The sequence below is a fragment of the Aeromonas rivipollensis genome, from assembly GCF_037811135.1.
Taxonomy (GTDB): Bacteria; Pseudomonadota; Gammaproteobacteria; order Enterobacterales; family Aeromonadaceae; genus Aeromonas; species Aeromonas rivipollensis.
In genome coordinates this window covers 4,282,014-4,301,027 of sequence record NZ_CP149130.1, presented here as the reverse complement: position 1 = coordinate 4,301,027, position 19,014 = coordinate 4,282,014, and the positions used below count along the sequence as shown (strand labels likewise).

The following is a 19,014-nucleotide window of genomic DNA, read 5'->3' as shown; positions in this document are numbered from 1 at the left end:
AAGCTATAAGGAATGGGTTGTAACAGAAGGAAACCTGGAGGTTAGCCCGGGCAGGAGAGAACTGAAAGTCTTTCAATCAGCGGAGGGCCAACTCCGCTCATTGCAGCAAGAAGAGGAGCGATTTACTCCTCGATCTGGTGGTCTTCTTCTGTGTCGGTCAGGGCGGTTTCGGCATTGGACAGATACCAGCCGCTCAGAGTCTGGGCCAGCTTCTCGACGCCTATGTTGTTGAGGGAGGAGAAGGCTTCAACCTGGATCTGCGGACCCAGCTCGGCTACTGCCTGGCGCACCTTGATCACTTGGTTGTTGCGGGGGCCCGGGCTCAGCTTGTCTGCCTTGGTCAGCAGCAGCATCACCGGCAGTTCGCGGTGTGAGCTCCATTCCAGCATGTTCATGTCGGTCTCTTTGAGCGGATGGCGAATGTCCATCAGGATCACCAGACCTTTCAAGGATTCGCGGCGCTGCAGATATTCAGCCAGTGACTTTTGCCACTTGAGCTTCATTTCCAGCGGGACCTGCGCATAACCGTAGCCCGGCAAGTCGACCAGGCGCTTGCCCGGTTCCAGTTCAAACAGGTTGATCAGCTGGGTACGGCCCGGTGTCTTACTGGTCCGCGCCAGGTTCTTGTGTTTGGTCAAGGTATTCAATGCAGATGATTTACCGGCGTTGGAACGCCCGGCAAACGCAATCTCGACACCCCCATCATTTGGCAGGTGGCGGATGTCGGGTGCGCTGGTCACAAAATGCACCTTATTGAAATTCAGAGTTTGTGTATCCAACGTAAATTCCCCATAGAGATAGAGGGTTATAGAGTTACTTTTTTGTGAAATCGTGTAAAATGGCGTCGCTTAAACGCGTTTATTTTAACATGCCTTCGGCGGCATGGGATCTGGAAGCCTAATAACGAGAAAGTTGGAACGCCATGAAGAACCTAGTCATTACACTTGCTCTGATGGTTGGCGTAACTGGGATGGCACAAGCCAAGGGCGATGCCGCTGCGGGACAAACCAAGGCTGCCGTCTGTGCGGCCTGTCATGGACCGGACGGCAACAGCCCAGTCGACATGTATCCCAAGATTGCTGGTCAGCACGCATCATATATCAAAAAACAATTAGTTGAACTGAAGGCTGCAGCTTCTGGCCAAACTGGTCGGGTTGCTCCCATCATGGGACCCATGGCGTTGCCTCTGTCCGATCAGGACATGGACGACCTGGCCGCCTACTTCTCCAGCCAGAAGGTGACTCCGGTTGCCGTGCCCGATGACGTGGTTGCCGCAGGCAAGGCGCTCTATATGGGAGGCGACATGGAACGTGGTCTGGCCGCTTGTACCGCCTGCCATGGTCCTCGCGGTTCCGGCGTAGAGCAGGCCAAGTATCCCAGCTTGTCGGGGCAGCACCCTGCGTATATCAAGGCGCAGCTAACCGCCTTCCGTGCGGCAGCCCGTGACAATGACCCCAATGGCATGATGCGGGATGTGGCCAGGAAGCTGACGGATCAGGATATTGAAGCCCTCTCCAAATATGTGGCGGGTCTGCACTGATAAGGTCCGGAATCTATCTTGTTGAAAAGAACAGGGAACTATCAAGGTCCCCTGTTCTTTTTTGGGGCTTCTGGCGCCATGCCTGCAAATGCCCTGCATTGTTGTAAGAGATCCCCCATTTCCGAGCCCGGTCGGGGCTGAAACAGCATTCAGCCTTCGATGCAGAAGCTATAACTTTCAATATGTTAAAAATGAGATGGCCACTTATCTTAATTTGAAAGAATGCCGAGTGGATTGAGCCCTACTGCGAAATTGTTACAGTGAGCCCATGGAATGACCGGGCGAGCTGTTGGCGTTCGGCGGGTTGGACAGGGAGTCGGCTCAGCAGGCAAGTGATGAGCAAGGGAGTCAGAGACCAGGATGGTGACCGCCAGGGATGAGCGGGGCTGCGGGAGGCAACCACCCCAGAAAGACGACCGGATGTTGTCCGCCTGGGTTAGACAAGCACACGCACATTCAGGATCGAGCAACAAGGGTCAGGAAGACCTAACGACATGATGCGCAGAGGTACGCCCAGGGATAAGGCGATTTGCAGCCAGGGAATGGGACTCGCATGACAGGATCAAGGCAGCTTCGGCTGCCTTTTTTCTGTTGGGTCATTAACCCGCCAAGGCATTCTGTGTCAAAATACCAGCAACATGCCCAGAGGATGCCGATCCTGCGGTGTTCAGCGGCCCAATATGGTCGAATTGGTGCGGGATCCCACTCTTGTTCCAGATTTACTGTTCCCCGCTTCAGCATCCTCCCCGGACGAAACAATACCGGGGGTTTCAATCCAGTTATTTGTCGGAGTCATTCATGTCGGCCAAACAACCCACCCGCAAGCCTACCGGCAAGCGCAAAGAATCAGATGCCAGTGCCCTGGAAGGCCGTGAGCGCAAACGCGCCGCCAAGCGCAAGGGCTTGAAGGCGGGCTCCCGTCAGCAGGTCGAGCAGGGCAACAAGGGCGGCAGTGGCAAGCAGGCCAAGGATCCGCGCATCGGCTCCCGCAAGCCGGTCGTGCTGATCGTGGAAGAAAAGAAGTCCCAGTCCGTGGTGAGCAAACCACAAAAAGAGAAGAAGTTGGTGATGACGCCCGAGCAGGAGCTGGCCTCCATCGAGAACGATGATCGCCTGAACGATCTGCTGGATCGACTGGATGCCGGCGAAACCCTGGAAGCGGCCGAGCAGGCCTGGGTCGATCAGCGCGTCGATCGCTATCAGGAGCTGATGGACGAGCTCGGCATCATAGACACCGACGAAGATGACGACGGTGATTTTGACGACGTCGAGTATGAAGAGCCGAGACAGCCTGCCTCCGAGGAAGAGCTGTGGGAGCGTTTCAGCCAGGTTGACTATCAGCCCGAACCCAAGCCCGAGCCGAAGAAGAAGTGATGAGTGGATGGATGCTGGCCGCCCTGCTGGGGGGCCTTGTCTTGCTGGGGATGGCTGTCTATGCCGGCACCCTGCTGGCGCGTCTCAAGCGTCAGCACGACATGCAGCGGCAGGCCATTGCGGCCCGTAACGAGCGCATCCTCGACAGCGTCAGGGTGATCGCCCATGCGGTACGGGATGGTCAGTGCGACTACTCGGAGGGGGCCATCCGGCTGACCAACCTGCTGGATGCCTTGCAGATCAAGGGAGGGCGAGCCTTCGCCAGTGAATTCCCCGGTCTCTATGGCCTCTACGAGAAGGTGAAGGAGATGCCGACTCACGAGGCGAGGCGAGCTCTCAAGCGCAACGAAGTGATGAAGATGGATCTCGAACGCAGCGGCTACGAGGCCGAGCTGGAGGCGCAGATCCTCAAGGATGTCGCCCGACTGAAGGACTTTCAGCTAAGCCGGTGAGCCCTGGATAACAAAGAAAGAGGAAGCAAGCGTGCAAGCAGAACAGATTGTGTGGGATCAGGCCCTGATCGAGAAATATAACTACAGCGGCCCGCGTTACACCTCCTATCCCACCGCGCTGGAGTTCAACGAGGGCTTCGGTTATCCGGACTTCGTCCAGGCCGCGGGCCAGTATCCGGCGCGCAATCTGTCGCTCTATGTGCACATCCCCTTCTGCCACAAGCTCTGCTACTACTGCGGCTGCAACAAGGTGATCACCCGTCACCAGCACAAGGCCGATCAATACCTCGATTACCTCGAGCAGGAGATCAAGGCGCAGGCCCCCCTGTTCAAGGACCGGCTGGTGACCCAGCTGCACTGGGGCGGCGGCACCCCCACCTATCTGAACGAAGGGCAGACCCGTCGCCTGATGGACATCTTGCGGGAGCACTTCCAGTTCGCGGACGAAGGCGAGATCAGCATCGAGGTCGACCCGCGCGAGATCGAACTCTCCATGCTGGATGTGCTGCGGGAGCTGGGCTTCAACCGCATCAGCCTCGGCGTGCAGGATTTCAACAAGGCGGTCCAGGTCGCGGTCAACCGCGAGCAGGACAACGACTTCATCCGTGCCATGCTGGAGCGCGCCCGGGCACTGGGGTTCCGCTCCACCAATCTCGACCTCATCTACGGCCTGCCGCACCAGAACCGGGAGAGCTTCCACCACACCCTGGAGGAAGTGCTGAAGACGGATCCGGCCCGCCTCTCCATCTTCAACTATGCCCACCTGCCGAGCCGCTTCGCCGCCCAGCACAAGCTGAAGGAGGAAGACATGCCGGCCCCCCGGGAGAAGCTGGCCATGCTGCAGGACACCATCGCCTTCCTCACCGGTCAGGGTTATCAGTTCATCGGCATGGATCACTTCGCCAAACCCGATGACGAGCTGGCGGTGGCCCAGCGCGAGGGCAAGTTGCACCGCAACTTTCAGGGCTACACCACCCAGGGAGATTGCGATCTGCTGGGGCTGGGGGTCTCTTCCATCAGCATGATGGGGGATGCCTACTCCCAGAATCAGAAGGATCTCAAAACCTATTACGCCCAGGTGGAGACGCTCGGCCACGCCCAGTGGAAGGGGTGCTCACTCAACCGGGACGACCTGATCCGCCGCGAGGTGATCAAGCGCCTCATCTGCGACTTCTCCCTGAACTTCGCCGCCGTCGAGCAGGCCCATGGCCTGGTCTTCCGGGAGTACTTCGCCGAGGATCTCAAGCTGCTGCAGACCTTCATCGACGATGGTCTGGTGCGCATGACAGACGACGGGCTTGAGGTGGTCTCCACCGGTCAGCTACTCATTCGCAACATCTGCATGTGCTTCGACGTCTACCTGCGCAGCAAGGCGCGCCAGCAGCAGTTTTCCCGGGTGATCTGAGCCGCCACCCCGGCACTGAACATAAAAAAACCGCCTCTCGGCGGTTTTTTTATTGGGCTTGCCTGCACTCAGCGCCGTGCCGCGCGGGCGCTCAGTTCAGCTTTCTCGCCATCGCTCAGGAAGGCCAAGGTCAGACCGTTCTGCTGGGCGGTGCGGATCTCGCTCGCCGTCATGCCGGCGGCCGGGGCGGCCACCTCGTATTCGTGGGGCAGGTCAATGCCTTCCACCGCGGGATCGTCGGTGTTGAGGCAGGCCAGCACGCCAGCGGCCAGGAACTGGCGGATCGGGTGCTCGGTCAGGCTGGCGACAGTGGTGGTCTGGATGTTGGAGGTGAGGCAGGACTCGATGCCGATGCAATGCTCCGCCAGGTAGGCCATCAGGGCCGGATCCTGGATGGCCTTGACACCGTGACCGATACGCTCGGCGCCGAGATCGCGAATGGCCTGCCACATGCTCTCGGGGCCCGCGGCTTCACCGGCGTGCACCGTCACCCGCATGCCTGCATCCCGCACCTTGCGAAAATGTTCGGTGAAGAGTGTGCCCGGGAAGCCCAGCTCGTCACCGGCCAGATCGATGGCGACCAGCTTGTCGCGATGGGCCAGACAGGCGGCCAGCTCCTTGTTGCACTGTTCGGTGCCGAAGGTGCGGCTCATGATGCCTATCAGATTGGTCTTGATGCCAAAGTCGCGGCTGCCGGCGGCCACGCCGTCGATGATGGCTTCCACCACACCCTGCGGATGCAGCTTGTGGGCCATCGCCATGTAGGCGGGACTGAAGCGCAGCTCGGCATAGTCGATGCCGGCACGCAGCAGATCTTCCACGTTCTCGTAGGCGACCCGGCGGCAGGCGTCGTAATCGGCCAGCACGGCCACGCCCCAATCCAGCTTCTTCAGGAAGGCCACCAGACTCGGCTCGTTCTCGACGATCTGCACGTGGGGGCGCAGGGCCTCCAGCTCATCGGCTGGCAGCGGGATGTTGTGCAGGCGACCCAGCTCGAGAATGGTCTGCGGACGGATGTTGCCATCCAGATGGCGGTGCAGGTCGGTCAGGGGGAGGGATCTGTCAATCATGATGGCGCCTTCTGCGAGTCGGGTTGGAAAGCCTGTCATTCTAGGCGGGGATCTTGAAAAAGATACCCCGTTTGCAGGCAAACGGGGTCTGATTGGTCAGGCTTTCCCTCAAGGCGTGATGGGAATCGTTTTTCCCGGAGACTCAGGGAATGTCGAGTTCCTTGAGCTTGCGGGTCAGGGTATTGCGACCCCAGCCGAGCAGACGGGCGGCCTCCTGCTTGTGGCCATGGGTGTGATCCAGGGCCGTCTCCAGCATGATCCGCTCGAACTGTGGCATGGCATCGGCCAGGATGTCGGTCTCCCCCAGCGCCAGCTTGGCGGCCACCCAGTCCTGCAGCTGTTGTTGCCAGCCACCGGTCAGGGCGGGCTGACCCGGCTCCGCCGTGCTGGTGATGGGGGTCAGCAGCTCGGTGGGCAGATCGCCGACCAGCACCTCCTGACCCGAGGCCATCACGGTCAACCAGCGGCAGACGTTCTCCAGCTGGCGCACGTTGCCGGGCCAGGGCAGGCGGCTGATGTAGGTCTGGGTATCCGGGTGCAGGCTTTTGGCCTCTACGTTCAGCTCCTTGGCGGCCCTCAGCAGGAAATGCTGGGCCAGCTGAGGTATGTCCTCCCGCCGCTCCTTGAGGGCGGGGATATGGATGCGGATGACATTGAGGCGGTGGAACAGATCCTCCCGAAATTCGCCATCGGCGACCCGTTTCTCCAGATTCTGGTGGGTGGCGGCGATGATCCGCACATCTACCTGCACCGGTTGATGGCCGCCGACCCGGTAGAACTGGCCATCGGCCAGCACCCGCAGCAGCCGGGTCTGGACGTCGAGGGGCATGTCGCCTATTTCGTCGAGAAACAGGGTGCCGCCGTCGGCCTGCTCGAAACGGCCGTGGCGGATGTTGTTGGCGCCGGTGAAGGCCCCCTTCTCATGGCCGAACAGCTCGGATTCGATGAGATCCTTCGGGATGGCCGCCATGTTGAGGGCAATGAAGTTCTTGTGGGCCCGGGGGCTGTGCTTGTGCAGGGCATGGGCGACCAGCTCCTTGCCGGTACCGCTCTGACCGTTGATCAGCACCGAGATGCTGGAGCGCGACAGCCGGCCGATGGCGCGGAACACCTCCTGCATGGCGGGGGCCTCACCGATGATCTCCGGGGTGGTGGTGGCCTCCTGCTGGCGTGCCTTGCGCTTGGTACGCTGCTCTTTCAGATGATTCTCGGCGCGGCGCACTAGGGTGACCGCCTCGTCGATGTCGAACGGCTTGGGCAGGTATTCGAAGGCGCCGCGCTGGTAGGCGTTGACCGCGCTGTCGAGATCCGAGTGCGCCGTCATGATGATGATGGGCAGATCCGCCTGGCGGCGGTGGATCTGCTCCAGCAGGCTCAGGCCGTCGATACCGGGCATACGGATATCGGAGAGGATCACGTCCGGTGAGCGCATCTCCAGCGAACTCAGCAGGGCTTCGCCATCGGCAAAGCTCTCGCATTCGAAGCCTTCGCTACCAAGGGTGCGCTCCAGCACCCAGCGGATGGAGCTGTCGTCATCGACGATCCACACTTTTGCTGTCATGAGGTTCCCTTACTTGCGAAGTGGTAGGTAGATGGTGAATTCGGTGTGGCCGGGCCAGCTGATGCAGTCTATGCGCCCCTTGTGCTGATCGATCAGATTCTGGGCGATGGAGAGGCCGAGCCCTGTGCCCCCCTCCTTGCCGGTGATCATGGGGTAGAAGAGGGTGTCGCGAATGGCATCGGGAATGCCGGGGCCGTTGTCGATGATCTTGATCTCGGCGGCCAGGCGGTAGCGCTGTCCGTGGATGGTGATCTGGAAGGCGGTGCGAGTCTTGATGCGGATGAGCCCGGTCTGATCACCGAGGGCCTCGGCGGCATTGCGGACTATGTTGAGAAACGCCTGCTGCAGCTGGTCCGGCTCCATCTCGAACTCGGGAATGCTGGGGTCGTAGTCCCGCTCGATGCGGATCTGGGGCGGCAGCTCCAGGTCTACCAGCCGGCGCACCTGCTCCAGCACCGAATGCACATTGTGCATCTGATGGCGTCCCGGCCGCTGGGGGCCGAGCAGCCGATCGACCAGCACCCGCAGGCGGTCGGCCTGCTCTATGATGATGCCGGTGTATTCACGCAGGGCCGGATCCGGCAGCTCCTTTTGCAGCAACTGGGCCGCGCCGCGCAGACCCCCGAGGGGGTTCTTGATCTCGTGAGCCAGCCCGCGCACCAGCTCCTTGGCGGCTTGCTGCTGGGCATGCTGCTGCAGCTCCTGGCTGATCTTCTTCTGCTGATCGATTTTGCGCAGCTCTACCACCATCAGCCGCTGCTCGTGGTCGGCCATGGGGCTCACGCTGATCTCCACCAGCCTGGGCTCTCCTTCCACCACCAGGGTGACTTCGCTATCGGTGAAGCCCTGCCCCGAAATGAGGCATTGCTTGAATCGTTGCAGGTCGAGGGAGATGTGCTCCAGCAGATGGGGCAGTTCGATCCCGATCAGTCGCCGTTCGCTGAGGGAAAGCAGCTGTTCGGCCGCCGGGTTGACGAATTGAATGCAGAGCCGCTCATCCATCAGAATGACGGCGGTCAGCAGGTTGTCCAAGAGTGTCTTGGCGTGATCCAAGCGGGTTGGCACAGGTTTCTCCCTAAAACGGTGCTTTACACCTGTTATGCACCGATATGGTGCATTAAGTTTACCCGCATCGGTGCGTCACATCACCCCTAATTGGCCTTGGGGGTGGCTTTGGGAGCCTGATTCACAGTTGTTCTATGCAGGTAAAAGGTGGCTGCTTTGGATTTAGCAAGGATCGTACCGTCTTTGGCGAGCAGCTCGAGCCGCGCCTCGTAGGCGCCGCGATCCAGGTTCTCCACCCGGATGGCCAGGCTGTTGTGAACGAGGGGAATGGCCTTGTCGTTCAGCAGCAGGCGCACGTCATATTGCACCGGTGCCTGGGGATGGACCTGTGCCTGGAAGACGATGTTGCCCGTGTTGTCGCGCAGCGTGCTGCCCGGCTCGGGGGAGAGCAGTTCTATCTCCAGGGGGGCGGCTTCCAAGGCCTTCCTGGCATCGACGCCGGTCAGGCTGTTGAAGTCATCGACCTGGACCGAGTGGGGGGAGGTGCCTATGAGGGGGGAGACCCGCAGGTCTACTTCCCTGGCGTTCTTGCCGGGGGGAGGGGCATCGGTGTAGTGGGTCACCCCATGGGGATCGATCCAGGAATAGACTCTGGCCGCCTGGGCGGTGCAGGAGATCATCAGCAAGAGGCCCAGCGTCCATGTCGGGTGTACTGTTTTCATCCATCTCTCCTTGACGGGGTTCACCTTAATCCTATCAGAGAAAAAAATGTCGGGCCTCTTGTCGGATGCGCGGTGAAGAACGGGCTCGCCGAGCCGGACGCCCCATGGTGCTTGAGGCGATGAGTCATGATATTTCAGCCTCTTAGATAAAAAACCCGCCAGATGGCGGGTTTGTCATGATGAAGCAAGGGCACCGGATTAGACGGAGTAGTACAGCTCGAACTCCAGGGGGTGCGGGGTCATGCGGACACGATCCACGTCATGCTGCTTCAGCTCCAGGTAGGAGTTGATGAAGTCGTCGCTGAAGACGCCGCCACGGGTCAGGAACTCGCGGTCAGCATCCAGTGCGGACAGGGCTTCGTCCAGGGAACCGGCAACGGTCGGCACTTCTGCGGCTTCTTCCGGCGGCAGGTCATACAAGTTCTTGTCCATGGCATCGCCCGGATGGATCTTGTTGATGATGCCGTCCAGACCGGCCATCAGCTGGGCAGCGAAGGCCAGGTAGGGGTTGGCAGCCGGATCCGGGAAGCGCACTTCGATGCGACGGGCCTTCGGGCTCGGCACCACCGGGATACGGATGGAGGCAGAGCGGTTGCGGGCGGAGTAGGCCAGCATGACGGGGGCTTCATAGCCCGGCACCAGACGCTTGTAGGAGTTGGTAGTCGGGTTGGCGAAGGCGTTGATGGCCTTGGCGTGCTTGATGATGCCGCCGATGTAGTGCAATGCCATCTCGGACAGACCGCCGTACAGGTCGCCGGCGAACAGGTTGACGCCGTTCTTGGCCAGGGACTGGTGGCAGTGCATGCCGGAGCCGTTGTCACCGAACATGGGTTTCGGCATGAAGGTGACTGTCTTGTTGTAGGCGTGGGCCACGTTGTGGATCACGTACTTCAGCACCTGCACTTCGTCCGCTTTCAGCGTGAGGGTGTTGAAGCGGGTTGCGATCTCGTTCTGACCGGCAGTGGCCACTTCGTGGTGGTGAGCTTCAACGACCTGGCCCATCTCCTCCAGCACCAGACACATGGCGGCGCGGATGTCCTGGGAGGAGTCAACCGGCGCAACCGGGAAGTAACCACCCTTGACGAAGGGACGGTGACCCTTGTTGCCGTGCTCGTACTCGGTACCCGAGTTCCAGGCAGCTTCTTCGGATTCGATCTTAACGAAGCTGTGGCCCATGGTGTTGGAGAAGGTGATGTTGTCGAACATGAAGAATTCCGGCTCCGGCCCGAACAGCACGGTGTCAGCGATACCGCTGGCTTTCAGGAAATCTTCGGCACGCTTGGCGATGGAGCGCGGATCGCGGTCATAGCCTTGCATGGTGGCAGGTTCAAGCACGTCACAGACGATGTTCAGCGTGGTCTCTTCGGTGAACGGGTCCAGTTTGGCGGAGGCCGGATCCGGCATCAGCACCATGTCAGACTCGTTGATGCCCTTCCAGCCGCCGATGGAGGAGCCATCGAACATCTTGCCGTCTTCGAAGAAGTCTTCGTCGACCTGGTGGGAAGGAATGGATACGTGCTGCTCTTTACCCTTGGTGTCGGTAAAACGCAGATCAACAAACTTGACTTCGTGTTCCTGGATCAGGGCCAAAACGTTCTGGGCTGACATGCTAAGTAACCTCCGGTGTTAAAACTCTTTGGGTGAATGCGTCATCACATTCACATAAGCCAGTATCGTGCCAAGTTTGTGACAGCTTGATTTCAGGGCATTTGCACCCTTTCAGGCTGTCGGGACTCCCGCTTTCATGCTTGGCTGCGCCTCAAAGTGGTGCAACCTTGGATCGTTTTGGTGCACCATCGTGGTGCGCCTACGTGTCAAGACCATCTAAGCAGGCTTTTGGCGCGGGGTCCATGATCCAGATCCCTTGTTGTACGCGAATGGTCTGCAATTCTGCTAGGCAGATCACAAAGGCGAGAGTACAATTAGCGCCCAATTTTACCCGGTGATTTGAGGCGAGAATGTTAGAGAATTTACGCAATATTGCGATTATTGCGCACGTTGACCACGGCAAAACGACTCTGGTTGATAAGCTGCTGCAGCAATCCGGCACTCTGGATCGCACCAGCGAAGGTCAGGAACGGATCATGGACTCCAATGATCTGGAACGGGAACGTGGCATCACCATTCTCGCCAAGAACACTGCGATCCGCTGGAACGACTACCGCATCAACATCGTTGATACCCCGGGACACGCCGACTTCGGTGGTGAAGTTGAGCGCGTGCTCTCCATGGTTGACTCCGTGCTGCTGCTGGTCGACGCCGTTGACGGCCCTATGCCGCAAACTCGTTTCGTGACCCAGAAGGCATTCGCCCAGGGTCTGAAGCCGATCGTGGTCATCAACAAGATCGACCGTCCGGGTGCTCGTCCTGACTGGGTAATGGATCAGGTCTTCGATCTGTTCGACAACCTGGGTGCCACCGATGAGCAACTGGACTTCAAGGTTGTGTACGCCTCTGCACTGAACGGTTGGGCCACCATGGATCAGGACGTACCGTCCGAGAACATGGAACCCCTGTTCCAGGCCATCGTCGACAACGTGGAAGCACCTGCGGCTGATGCCGACGGTGGTTTCCAGATGCAGATCTCCCAGCTGGACTACAACTCCTACGTCGGTGTTATCGGTATCGGCCGTATCACCCGTGGTCGCGTCAAGACCAACCAGCAGGTCACCATCGTCGGTGCCAACGGCAAGAGCCGTACCGGTAAAGTCGGTCAGGTGCTGGGTTACCTGGGTCTGTCCCGTACCGAAGTGGCCGACGCGCAAGCGGGCGACATCATCGCCATCACCGGTCTGGGCGAGCTGAAGATCTCCGACACTGTCTGTGACAACAACGCCGTCGAAGCTCTGCCGCCGCTCTCCGTCGACGAGCCGACCGTGAACATGACCTTCCAGGTCAACACCTCACCGTTCGCCGGTAAAGAAGGCAAGTTCGTGACCTCCCGCAACATCCTGGAGCGTCTGAACCAGGAGCTGGTCCACAACGTGGCCCTGCGCGTGGAAGAGACCGAAGATCCGGACAAGTTCCGTGTCTCCGGTCGTGGTGAACTGCACCTGTCCATCCTGATCGAAAACATGCGTCGCGAAGGTTACGAGCTGGCGGTATCCCGTCCGGAAGTTATCCTGCGTACCGTTGACGGTGTTCTGCAAGAACCGTTCGAAACCGTTACCGTAGACGTGGAAGAGATCCACCAGGGTTCCGTGATGGAGCAACTCGGCCTGCGTAAGGGCGAGATGACCAACATGACCCCGGATGGCAAGGGTCGTGTCCGTCTGGACTTCATGATCCCGAGCCGTGGCCTGATCGGCTTCCAGACCGAGTTCCTGACCATGACTTCAGGTACCGGCCTGCTGTACCACACCTTCGACCATTACGGTCCGCACAAGGGTGGCAGCATCGGTGAGCGTCAGAACGGCGTGCTGATCTCCAACGCTACCGGCAAGGCCCTGACCTTCGCCCTGTTCGGTCTGCAAGACCGTGGTCGTCTGTTCATCGGTCACGCGACCGAAGTGTACGAAGGCCAGGTGATCGGGATCCACTCCCGTTCCAACGACCTGACCGTCAACTGCCTGAAAGGCAAGCAGCTGACCAACATGCGTGCCTCCGGTACCGACGAAGCCCAGGTGCTGACTCCGCCGATCCGCATGACCCTGGAGCAGGCTCTCGAGTTCATCGACAATGATGAGCTGGTAGAGATCACTCCCAAGGCCATCCGTATCCGCAAGAAACTGCTGACCGAGATGGATCGCAAGCGCGCCGGTCGTGCTTGATCGATAGCTGTTCATCGACAGACCAAAGAGAGGCCTTATGGCCTCTTTTTTTATGGTCGTGCGGTGGGTTCTCACCCCGGTATGGTCGATGGTGATGACCGCGAACCGGCTCATGGGTGGTCAGATGGGCACCCTATCTGACACAATATCTGCATGATGACGCTTACGAGAATCAAGATGCAGCAGCAAATCCGCGGCCGTCTGGCCCACGCAGTCTCCTTCTTGCGCCATGATGGTGCCCATTTCGCCCAGTTCGTCTGGGGCCGTTTCCAGCAGGACAGGCTGACGGTCACCGCCGGCTACCTGGCCTATGTGACCCTGCTTTCTCTGGTGCCCATGGTCGCAGTGGTGTTCGGCATGATGTCGGCCTTCCCGGTGTTCCAGACCCTGAAACAGCAGATGGAACAGTTCGTCTATCACAACTTCGTGCCCACCGCCGGCGAGATGCTCAAGGAGTACATAGACGGCTTCGTGGCCAATGCCACCAACACCACTGCGGTCGGCATAGGCGCCCTGATAGTGGTGGCCCTGATGTTGATCTCGGCCATCGACAAGAACCTCAACTACATCTGGCGTTCGACCCAGAATCGACCTCTGGCCCAGGCCTTTGCCATGTACTGGATGATACTGACCCTGGGTCCGGTGCTCATCGGGGCCAGCCTCGCCATCTCCTCCTACATACTGTCGCTGAAGCTGTTTGCCGCTGACAGCCTGTTTGGCGCCGGCTACCTGGTGTTGCGCAGCCTGCCCTTCCTGTTCTCTGTGTTCGGCTTCCTGCTTATTTATACCGTGGTGCCCAACTGCAAGGTGCGGCTGACCCACGCCTTGATCGGCGCCCTGGTGGCGGCCACCCTGTTCGAGCTGGCCAAGCGCGGCTTCTCCATCTATATCACCAACTTCCCTTCCTATCAGGCCATCTACGGCGCTCTTGCGACCATCCCCATTCTGTTCGTTTGGGTTTATCTGAGCTGGTTGGTGGTCTTGCTCGGCGCGGAGACCACCGCCTGCCTGGGGGAATACGAGAAACCGGGCAACGAGGAGCTGGCCTGAATCAGCCGCTCATTGTTGGCACCGATATCCATTCTGTTCGTCTGGGCCTTTGTAAACACTGGAGCTGGTTGGTGGTCTTGCTCGGTGCGGAGACCACCGCCTGCCTGGGGGAATACGAGAAACCGGGCAACGAGGAGCTGGCCTGAGTGTTGGCACCGATATCCATTCTGTTCGTCTGGGCCTTTGTAAACACTTGAGCTGGTTGGTGGTGTTGCTCGGTGCGAAAACCACTGCCTGCCTTGGAGAGTATGAGAAGCCCGGCAACGAGGGCTGGCCTGAGGCTTGCCTGATATAGCGCCGACCCTGGCGGGAAAGGCGTTGGCTCGGGCAGGGCATTTATTGGTAGCATCAACGACCGCCCCGTCATGACGACGGCGGCGGTCGTTCTGTTTTGAGAGGAGAGGGATGTGATTGCATTGATCCAGCGGGTGTCAGAGGCCAGCGTGACCGTCGAGGGGGAGGTAACCGGAGCCATAGGCCAGGGTTTGCTGGTGCTGCTCGGGGTAGAGCAGGGGGACGATGAAGCCAAGGCCGACAAGCTGCTGCACAAGGTGAGCGGCTATCGCATCTTCTCCGATGCAGAGGGCAAGATGAACCTCAATGTGGGCCAGGTCGGGGGCAGCCTGCTGGTGGTCTCCCAGTTCACCCTGGCGGCGGATACCGGCAAGGGGATGAGGCCCAGCTTCTCCGGCGGTGCCCATCCCGCGGATGCCGAGCGGCTCTATGACTACTTCGTTGCCCGGGCCAAGGAGGGCGGCATGCCGACCGAGACAGGACGTTTTGCCGCCGATATGAAGGTCAGGCTGCTCAACGACGGCCCCGTGACCTTCTGGCTGCGGGTGTAGGTGTCATTGCTGGCGCCCGGGCTGCGCTGGCTTTTCACCCTGCCGAGGGCTCTTGCGGCGATCCGCCAGCAAGAGTGAGGGCTCGCAACAGGCCCTAGGCGAGATTGGTGGCGTGCAATATGACGTTGCGATAACCCGGTACCCCGTGGGCGTTGGTGGGGCCGATCCACTCCTCGGCCAGCCTTTTGGCCAGCGCCAGTTCGAGATGGGTCCGTGGCAGCAGGTTGACGATGAGGGTGCCGCGCAGGCATCTGGCCAGCGCCTGATAGATGGGCGCCTGGAACAGCAGCAGGGGATTGCCGTCCTGGCTGAACAAGTCCAGCAGTACCAGATCGTAGGCGTCCTGGCTCTGGAGCAGGAAGTGCAGGGCGTCCGCATGATGCAGTCTAGGGGGGCGCTGCGAGGCGTCCTGGAAGAACTGCTGGAACAGGGTGAGGATCTCGGCGTCCAGATCCACGCAGTCGTGGCGGGCCTCGGGCCAGCGCGCCCCCAGATGGCGGGTGAGATCCCCCCCTCCCAACCCCAGCTCCAGGATCCGGCTCGCCTCTGCGGGCAGCCGCTCGGCGATGCTCTGTTGATGGGGCAGGCAGAGGTGTTCCGGCTGGTTCAGGCTCATGGCGGATTGCACCACACCGTCCATTTCCAGCCAGCGGTGGCGGGCATTTTCCAGTATGGAGAGGCGGCGTTCGGGTTTGGCGCTGAGGTGCAATAAGTGGTCGGCTTGGTACGCTTGCAGATTGAAGTCCATGAATTTGCACGGCAAGATGGCTTTCGACCAGTGTAACTCAAGGATGTCGCTATGTACCGGGTGGTCACTCCTCAAACGGCAGCCGAGCTGGACTCTTACTACCAGCTGCGCTGGGAGGCATTGGTGCGCAAGCCCTTCAATCTGCCCGTCGGCGCAAACTCAAGGATCTCTTTATGTACCGGGTAGTCACTTCTCAAACGGCAGCCGAGCTGGACTCTTGCTACCAGCTGCGCTGGGCGGCATTGGTACGCAAGCCCTTCAATCTGCCCGTCGGCGCAAACTCAAGGATCTCTTTATGTACCGGGTAGTCACCCCCCAAACTCCAGCCGAGCTGGATGCCTACTACCAGTTACGCTGGGAACTCCTACGCAAGCCCTTCAATCTGCCCGTGGGCTCCGAGCGTGACGAATACGATACCGTCGCCATTCATCGGCTGATGCTGGCCGAAGACGGTACCCCCATTGCCGTTGGTCGCCTCTTCATCGGGGGTGACGAGGCCCAGATCCGCTTTATGGCGCTGCGCCCGGAGTTTCGCGGTCAGGGGCTGGGGGCCCGCATGGTGGAAGATCTCGAACAGCTTGCCCGGGACGAGAAGGTGAAACGGCTGGTGATGAACGCACGCCAGGAGGCGGTGGAGTTCTATCGCAGGTGCGGTTTTCTCGAGGTGGGTGAGGGGCCCGTCTCCTTCGGTCGTATTCCCCATCGACAGATGATCAAATCTATCAGTCCGCTGCAGACCATCCAGTATCGCCCCGAGTGGTGTCAGGATCTCACCACCCGCTGGTCGAGGGGGATCCCCATCAGCGAGAAGATGGGGGTGCACATCACCCACTACGATGGCCAGACCTTCCACCTCAAGGCCAACCTGGCGGCCAACCTCAACGTCCACGACACCATGTTCGCCGGCAGCATCTACAGCCAGTGCGTACTGGCGGGCTGGGGCCTCATCTGGCTGCAGCTCAAGGAGGCCGGTCTGGGCGGGGATACAGTGCTGGCGGAGGGCAACATCAAATATTACAGACCCGTGAGCGAGGAGCCGGAGGCCAGGGTCGCCCGGGAGGGGATGCCCGCCGTGCTGGCGCCGCTGAAGAACGGGGAGTCCGCCAAGTTCAGTCTGCGGGTGCAGCTGTTCAGCGGCCGCAAACTGGCGGTGGAGTTTGTCGGCCAGTATGTGGTGCTGCCCATCAAGCGGGCGGGACACTGACCCCGTCGTCCGGCATCCGTTAGCAACAAGGCCTCATGATGAGGCCTTGTTCGTCATTGCGCCGCTGTGGCCGGGGGCGTCTGCGGTCGCCGGAGCGGGCCGCTGCGCCCCTGGGCAGGGTAGCGTACACCTGTCTCCCAGTCGCAAGCGGCTTCCTCGGTCGGGAAGCGCCATTCCAGGGCCGGACTCTCAAGGGGGCCGCGCCAGAGCGCCAGCAACTCGGCACAGCGCCGCTTGTTCAGCACGCCGAGATCCAGCTGCCACTGGTTGCTGGCGAGATCGACCCCGCCCTGCAACGCCAGCAGATGGGTGATGGTGGAGGCTCCGCCCTGCTCGATCTGGAGCTTGCCCTGCTCGGCCCTGGCCTTCAGCTTGATGTGGTAGAAGGGGGTATCCCCCTGTTGCATCGCCTGCCACAGGGTCTCGGGGGTCAGGGTGGGCGGAGTCGCCTCCTTGAACCAGTTATCCAGCAGGGGGTCTATCCCGACCTTGTCCCAGAAGGGATCCCTGGCCTCCAGGCTCAGGCTGCCCTGCAAGGTGCGGCGCCAGTTGCCGGCGGCCTGCTCCGGCTGCGGGGCCAGATCGGCCTGTAGATCCGTCACCAGATCCACCTTGCCCGCCAGCGAGACGGGGGCATGGAGCAGTTCGCCCCATTTCTCCAGATCCAGCTGCCTGCCCTGCAGTTGCAGGCGGCTCTCCTGCCCGGGCACCTTGCCCCATTGGCCGCTCAGGCTGAGGGAGCCCTCATCCGGCAGCTCGCTGCTGAGCCTGTTGAGCTGCCAGGCGCTGGGGGTCAGCTCCCCGTCCAGCACGCCGTTGCGGGCACTCAAGCCATCCCACACCAGCTCGAACCACTTGCTCTCGATGCGGGCTCTGCCCAGCAGCGGGCCCGGCTGGTTGCCCCTCAGGCTGAGATCGCTCAGATAGAGCTGCCAGCCGGTCAGGGAGAGGGGCAGGGTGTCGTCGAAGGAGAGCACCTTGAGCTTGTCGAAGGCCAGCTTGCGTACGTCGATCTGCTGCGGGCGCCCGCCTTGCCACTCCAGCCACCACCCTTCCGGCAGGCTGATGTCCATGCCGCTCAGGGCCATGTCCTTGAGAGTCAGCTTTTGCAGTTGGGTGTCGAGGGCAAGCTCGACATTGAACTCCCCTTCGTATGCCTTGCCCCGCAATTCGGCATCGATCTGCCGGGGGGAGAAGGCGAGCTTGCCCTCTATGGCTTCCAGCTGGAACAGGCCGCGGCCGAGATCTGACAGGGTGCCGGAGAAATAGCCGCTTGGCTGACTGCCCGCCTGCCAGTCGAAGGCGGTGAGCTGGCCGCTGAAGTTGTTGAGGGAGAGCTCCTGCTCTATGGCGTTGACGCTGACCCGATCGAGCTGGCCCCGATCCAGGGTGATGCGGTGCAGGGGGAATTCACCCTGAGGGATGTCCCCCAGTTCGACCCGCATGCCACGGGCCTTCAAGGCGTGCAGTTGCAGGCTGCGATCCGGCCAGTTCAGCACCATGCCGGTTTCCAGCAGACCGTCGAACAGGTTGGTGGTCAGCTTGTCCGTGCTCAACACCTGCCCCTCCAGTCGCCCTTTGAGGCTGAGGCGGGCCAGGGTGAGCTGCGGCGTCTCCAGCTGGTTGATGCCGAGGCTGAGGTTGGCCTGGGGCTGGCGTTTCGGATCGATCAGTTCCCAGTCGCTCAGGGTGGCGCTCAGACCGCGCAGGGTCAAAGCCTCGCTCTGCAGGCTCAGGTTGTCTATGGTGCTGTCGCTGATGGTGAGGGAGTGCACCGGCAGGGTCGGTAGCTGGTTGGGGAGTGGCAACTTGATGACGGGGCGGATGAGATCCAGGTGGGCGATGCGCACGTCCCGGTTCAGCCAGTCGATGTTGTCTATCTCCAGATAGATCTTCTCCAGCTGCACCGCATCCCCATATTGCACCTGCTCCGCCAGCAGGGTGTAGGGGTGAAGCGGGTTGAACACCAGCCGGCCTATGGTGACAGGCACGCCGGTCTGCTGGCTGATCCAGCTGGCGATGGGGCCTTTGGCCCGCTCGGCGTCGAACAGGCCGAGGCCGACCCAGACGAACAGCAGCAGGAAGGCAAACAGATAGAGCAGGGCGCGTAGCCAGGAATTCATCGGTGTTTTCCTCCTGTGGTCTGTTGGGGATCAGGCGTTGGAATAGTGGTCCCGCAGCCCCAGCCAGCGCCGTATCAAGGGTTCGACGTGGCTCGGGTGCCGGTCCATCAGGAATCTGACCATCTTCTGCATATGCATATCCCCG

Annotated in this window: 16 protein-coding genes and 1 pseudogene; 9 read left to right on the top strand and 8 right to left on the bottom strand. The window is 60.7% G+C overall.

What is annotated here, in order from left to right:
• Positions 1-122 precede the first annotated feature (122 nt).
• A complete protein-coding gene (yihA, locus tag WIR04_RS19710) occupies positions 123-779 on the bottom strand; it encodes a ribosome biogenesis GTP-binding protein YihA/YsxC (protein ID WP_025325345.1) in 657 nt (218 codons plus the stop codon).
• 143 nt (positions 780-922) lie between these two features.
• On the opposite strand from yihA, the gene WIR04_RS19705 reads away from it, so the two are divergent.
• The 4 genes from WIR04_RS19705 to hemN all read left to right on the top strand — a co-directional run bounded on the left by WIR04_RS19705 (position 923) and on the right by hemN (position 4,771).
• Positions 923-1,540 carry a c-type cytochrome gene (locus tag WIR04_RS19705; RefSeq protein WP_025325346.1) on the top strand — a complete coding sequence of 206 codons (618 nt, stop codon included), beginning with the start codon at positions 923-925 and terminating at the stop codon, positions 1,538-1,540.
• Positions 1,541-2,338: 798 nt separating this feature from the next.
• Entirely contained in the window at positions 2,339-2,914 is a 576-nt protein-coding gene (gene yihI, locus WIR04_RS19700) for a Der GTPase-activating protein YihI (protein ID WP_307766035.1), read from the top strand.
• A gap of 11 nt (positions 2,915-2,925) precedes the next feature.
• Positions 2,926-3,366, top strand: a complete 441-nt coding sequence (locus tag WIR04_RS19695) for a DUF2489 domain-containing protein (protein ID WP_338892653.1) — start codon at positions 2,926-2,928, stop codon at positions 3,364-3,366.
• Between the two features lie 31 nt (positions 3,367-3,397).
• Positions 3,398-4,771 carry an oxygen-independent coproporphyrinogen III oxidase gene (hemN, locus tag WIR04_RS19690; protein ID WP_338889179.1) on the top strand — a complete coding sequence of 458 codons (1,374 nt, stop codon included), beginning with the start codon at positions 3,398-3,400 and terminating at the stop codon, positions 4,769-4,771.
• Positions 4,772-4,839: 68 nt separating this feature from the next.
• On the opposite strand, the gene add is transcribed toward hemN, so the two are convergent.
• The 5 genes from add to glnA all read right to left on the bottom strand — a co-directional run bounded on the left by add (position 4,840) and on the right by glnA (position 10,737).
• Positions 4,840-5,841: an adenosine deaminase gene (gene add, locus WIR04_RS19685; RefSeq protein WP_338889177.1), complete on the bottom strand. Its 1,002-nt coding sequence runs from the start codon at positions 5,839-5,841 to the stop codon at positions 4,840-4,842.
• 142 nt (positions 5,842-5,983) lie between these two features.
• On the bottom strand, positions 5,984-7,402 hold the full coding sequence (gene glnG, locus WIR04_RS19680; RefSeq protein WP_010672523.1) for a nitrogen regulation protein NR(I): 1,419 nt from the start codon (positions 7,400-7,402) through the stop codon (positions 5,984-5,986).
• A gap of 9 nt (positions 7,403-7,411) precedes the next feature.
• Positions 7,412-8,467 carry a nitrogen regulation protein NR(II) gene (gene glnL / locus WIR04_RS19675; protein ID WP_042648883.1) on the bottom strand — a complete coding sequence of 352 codons (1,056 nt, stop codon included), beginning with the start codon at positions 8,465-8,467 and terminating at the stop codon, positions 7,412-7,414.
• A gap of 86 nt (positions 8,468-8,553) precedes the next feature.
• Complete coding sequence (locus tag WIR04_RS19670) at positions 8,554-9,129, bottom strand: DUF4124 domain-containing protein (protein ID WP_025325353.1); 576 nt, start codon at positions 9,127-9,129, stop codon at positions 8,554-8,556.
• 198 nt (positions 9,130-9,327) lie between these two features.
• Entirely contained in the window at positions 9,328-10,737 is a 1,410-nt protein-coding gene (gene glnA / locus WIR04_RS19665) for a glutamate--ammonia ligase (protein WP_025325354.1), read from the bottom strand.
• 350 nt (positions 10,738-11,087) lie between these two features.
• Between glnA and typA the strand changes: the two genes are divergently transcribed.
• The 3 genes from typA (at position 11,088) to dtd (ending at position 14,794) form a co-directional block, all read left to right on the top strand.
• On the top strand, positions 11,088-12,899 hold the full coding sequence (gene typA, locus WIR04_RS19660; protein ID WP_025325355.1) for a translational GTPase TypA: 1,812 nt from the start codon (positions 11,088-11,090) through the stop codon (positions 12,897-12,899).
• A gap of 177 nt (positions 12,900-13,076) precedes the next feature.
• Complete coding sequence (locus WIR04_RS19655) at positions 13,077-13,949, top strand: virulence factor BrkB family protein (RefSeq protein WP_025325356.1); 873 nt, start codon at positions 13,077-13,079, stop codon at positions 13,947-13,949.
• Between the two features lie 407 nt (positions 13,950-14,356).
• A complete protein-coding gene (dtd, locus tag WIR04_RS19650) occupies positions 14,357-14,794 on the top strand; it encodes a D-aminoacyl-tRNA deacylase (RefSeq protein WP_338889172.1) in 438 nt (145 codons plus the stop codon).
• Between the two features lie 94 nt (positions 14,795-14,888).
• On the opposite strand, the gene WIR04_RS19645 is transcribed toward dtd, so the two are convergent.
• Positions 14,889-15,542 carry a spermidine synthase gene (locus WIR04_RS19645; protein ID WP_338892652.1) on the bottom strand — a complete coding sequence of 218 codons (654 nt, stop codon included), beginning with the start codon at positions 15,540-15,542 and terminating at the stop codon, positions 14,889-14,891.
• A 51-nt stretch (positions 15,543-15,593) separates the two neighbouring features.
• On the opposite strand from WIR04_RS19645, the pseudogene WIR04_RS19640 reads away from it, so the two are divergent.
• A pseudogene (locus WIR04_RS19640) lies at positions 15,594-15,698 on the top strand (GNAT family N-acetyltransferase); the annotation flags it as partial.
• 139 nt (positions 15,699-15,837) lie between these two features.
• Positions 15,838-16,746, top strand: a complete 909-nt coding sequence (locus WIR04_RS19630; protein ID WP_025325359.1) for a bifunctional GNAT family N-acetyltransferase/hotdog fold thioesterase — start codon at positions 15,838-15,840, stop codon at positions 16,744-16,746.
• A gap of 53 nt (positions 16,747-16,799) precedes the next feature.
• Here WIR04_RS19630 and WIR04_RS19625 read toward each other — a convergent pair whose 3' ends face one another.
• Positions 16,800-18,869, bottom strand: a complete 2,070-nt coding sequence (locus WIR04_RS19625; RefSeq protein WP_338889169.1) for an AsmA-like C-terminal region-containing protein — start codon at positions 18,867-18,869, stop codon at positions 16,800-16,802.
• Positions 18,870-19,014: the final 145 nt, after the last annotated feature.

Coding starts and splice junctions, on each gene's coding strand:
- WIR04_RS19705 (WP_025325346.1), top strand. CDS start 923: ATGAAGAACCTAGTCATTACACTTGCTCTGATGGTTGGCGTAACTGGG.
- yihI (WP_307766035.1), top strand. CDS start 2,339: ATGTCGGCCAAACAACCCACCCGCAAGCCTACCGGCAAGCGCAAAGAA.
- WIR04_RS19695 (WP_338892653.1), top strand. CDS start 2,926: ATGCTGGCCGCCCTGCTGGGGGGCCTTGTCTTGCTGGGGATGGCTGTC.
- add (WP_338889177.1), bottom strand. CDS start 5,841: ATGATTGACAGATCCCTCCCCCTGACCGACCTGCACCGCCATCTGGAT.
- glnG (WP_010672523.1), bottom strand. CDS start 7,402: ATGACAGCAAAAGTGTGGATCGTCGATGACGACAGCTCCATCCGCTGG.
- WIR04_RS19670 (WP_025325353.1), bottom strand. CDS start 9,129: ATGAAAACAGTACACCCGACATGGACGCTGGGCCTCTTGCTGATGATC.
- glnA (WP_025325354.1), bottom strand. CDS start 10,737: ATGTCAGCCCAGAACGTTTTGGCCCTGATCCAGGAACACGAAGTCAAG.
- typA (WP_025325355.1), top strand. CDS start 11,088: ATGTTAGAGAATTTACGCAATATTGCGATTATTGCGCACGTTGACCAC.
- WIR04_RS19655 (WP_025325356.1), top strand. CDS start 13,077: ATGCAGCAGCAAATCCGCGGCCGTCTGGCCCACGCAGTCTCCTTCTTG.
- WIR04_RS19645 (WP_338892652.1), bottom strand. CDS start 15,542: ATGGACTTCAATCTGCAAGCGTACCAAGCCGACCACTTATTGCACCTC.
- WIR04_RS19630 (WP_025325359.1), top strand. CDS start 15,838: ATGTACCGGGTAGTCACCCCCCAAACTCCAGCCGAGCTGGATGCCTAC.
- WIR04_RS19625 (WP_338889169.1), bottom strand. CDS start 18,869: ATGAATTCCTGGCTACGCGCCCTGCTCTATCTGTTTGCCTTCCTGCTG.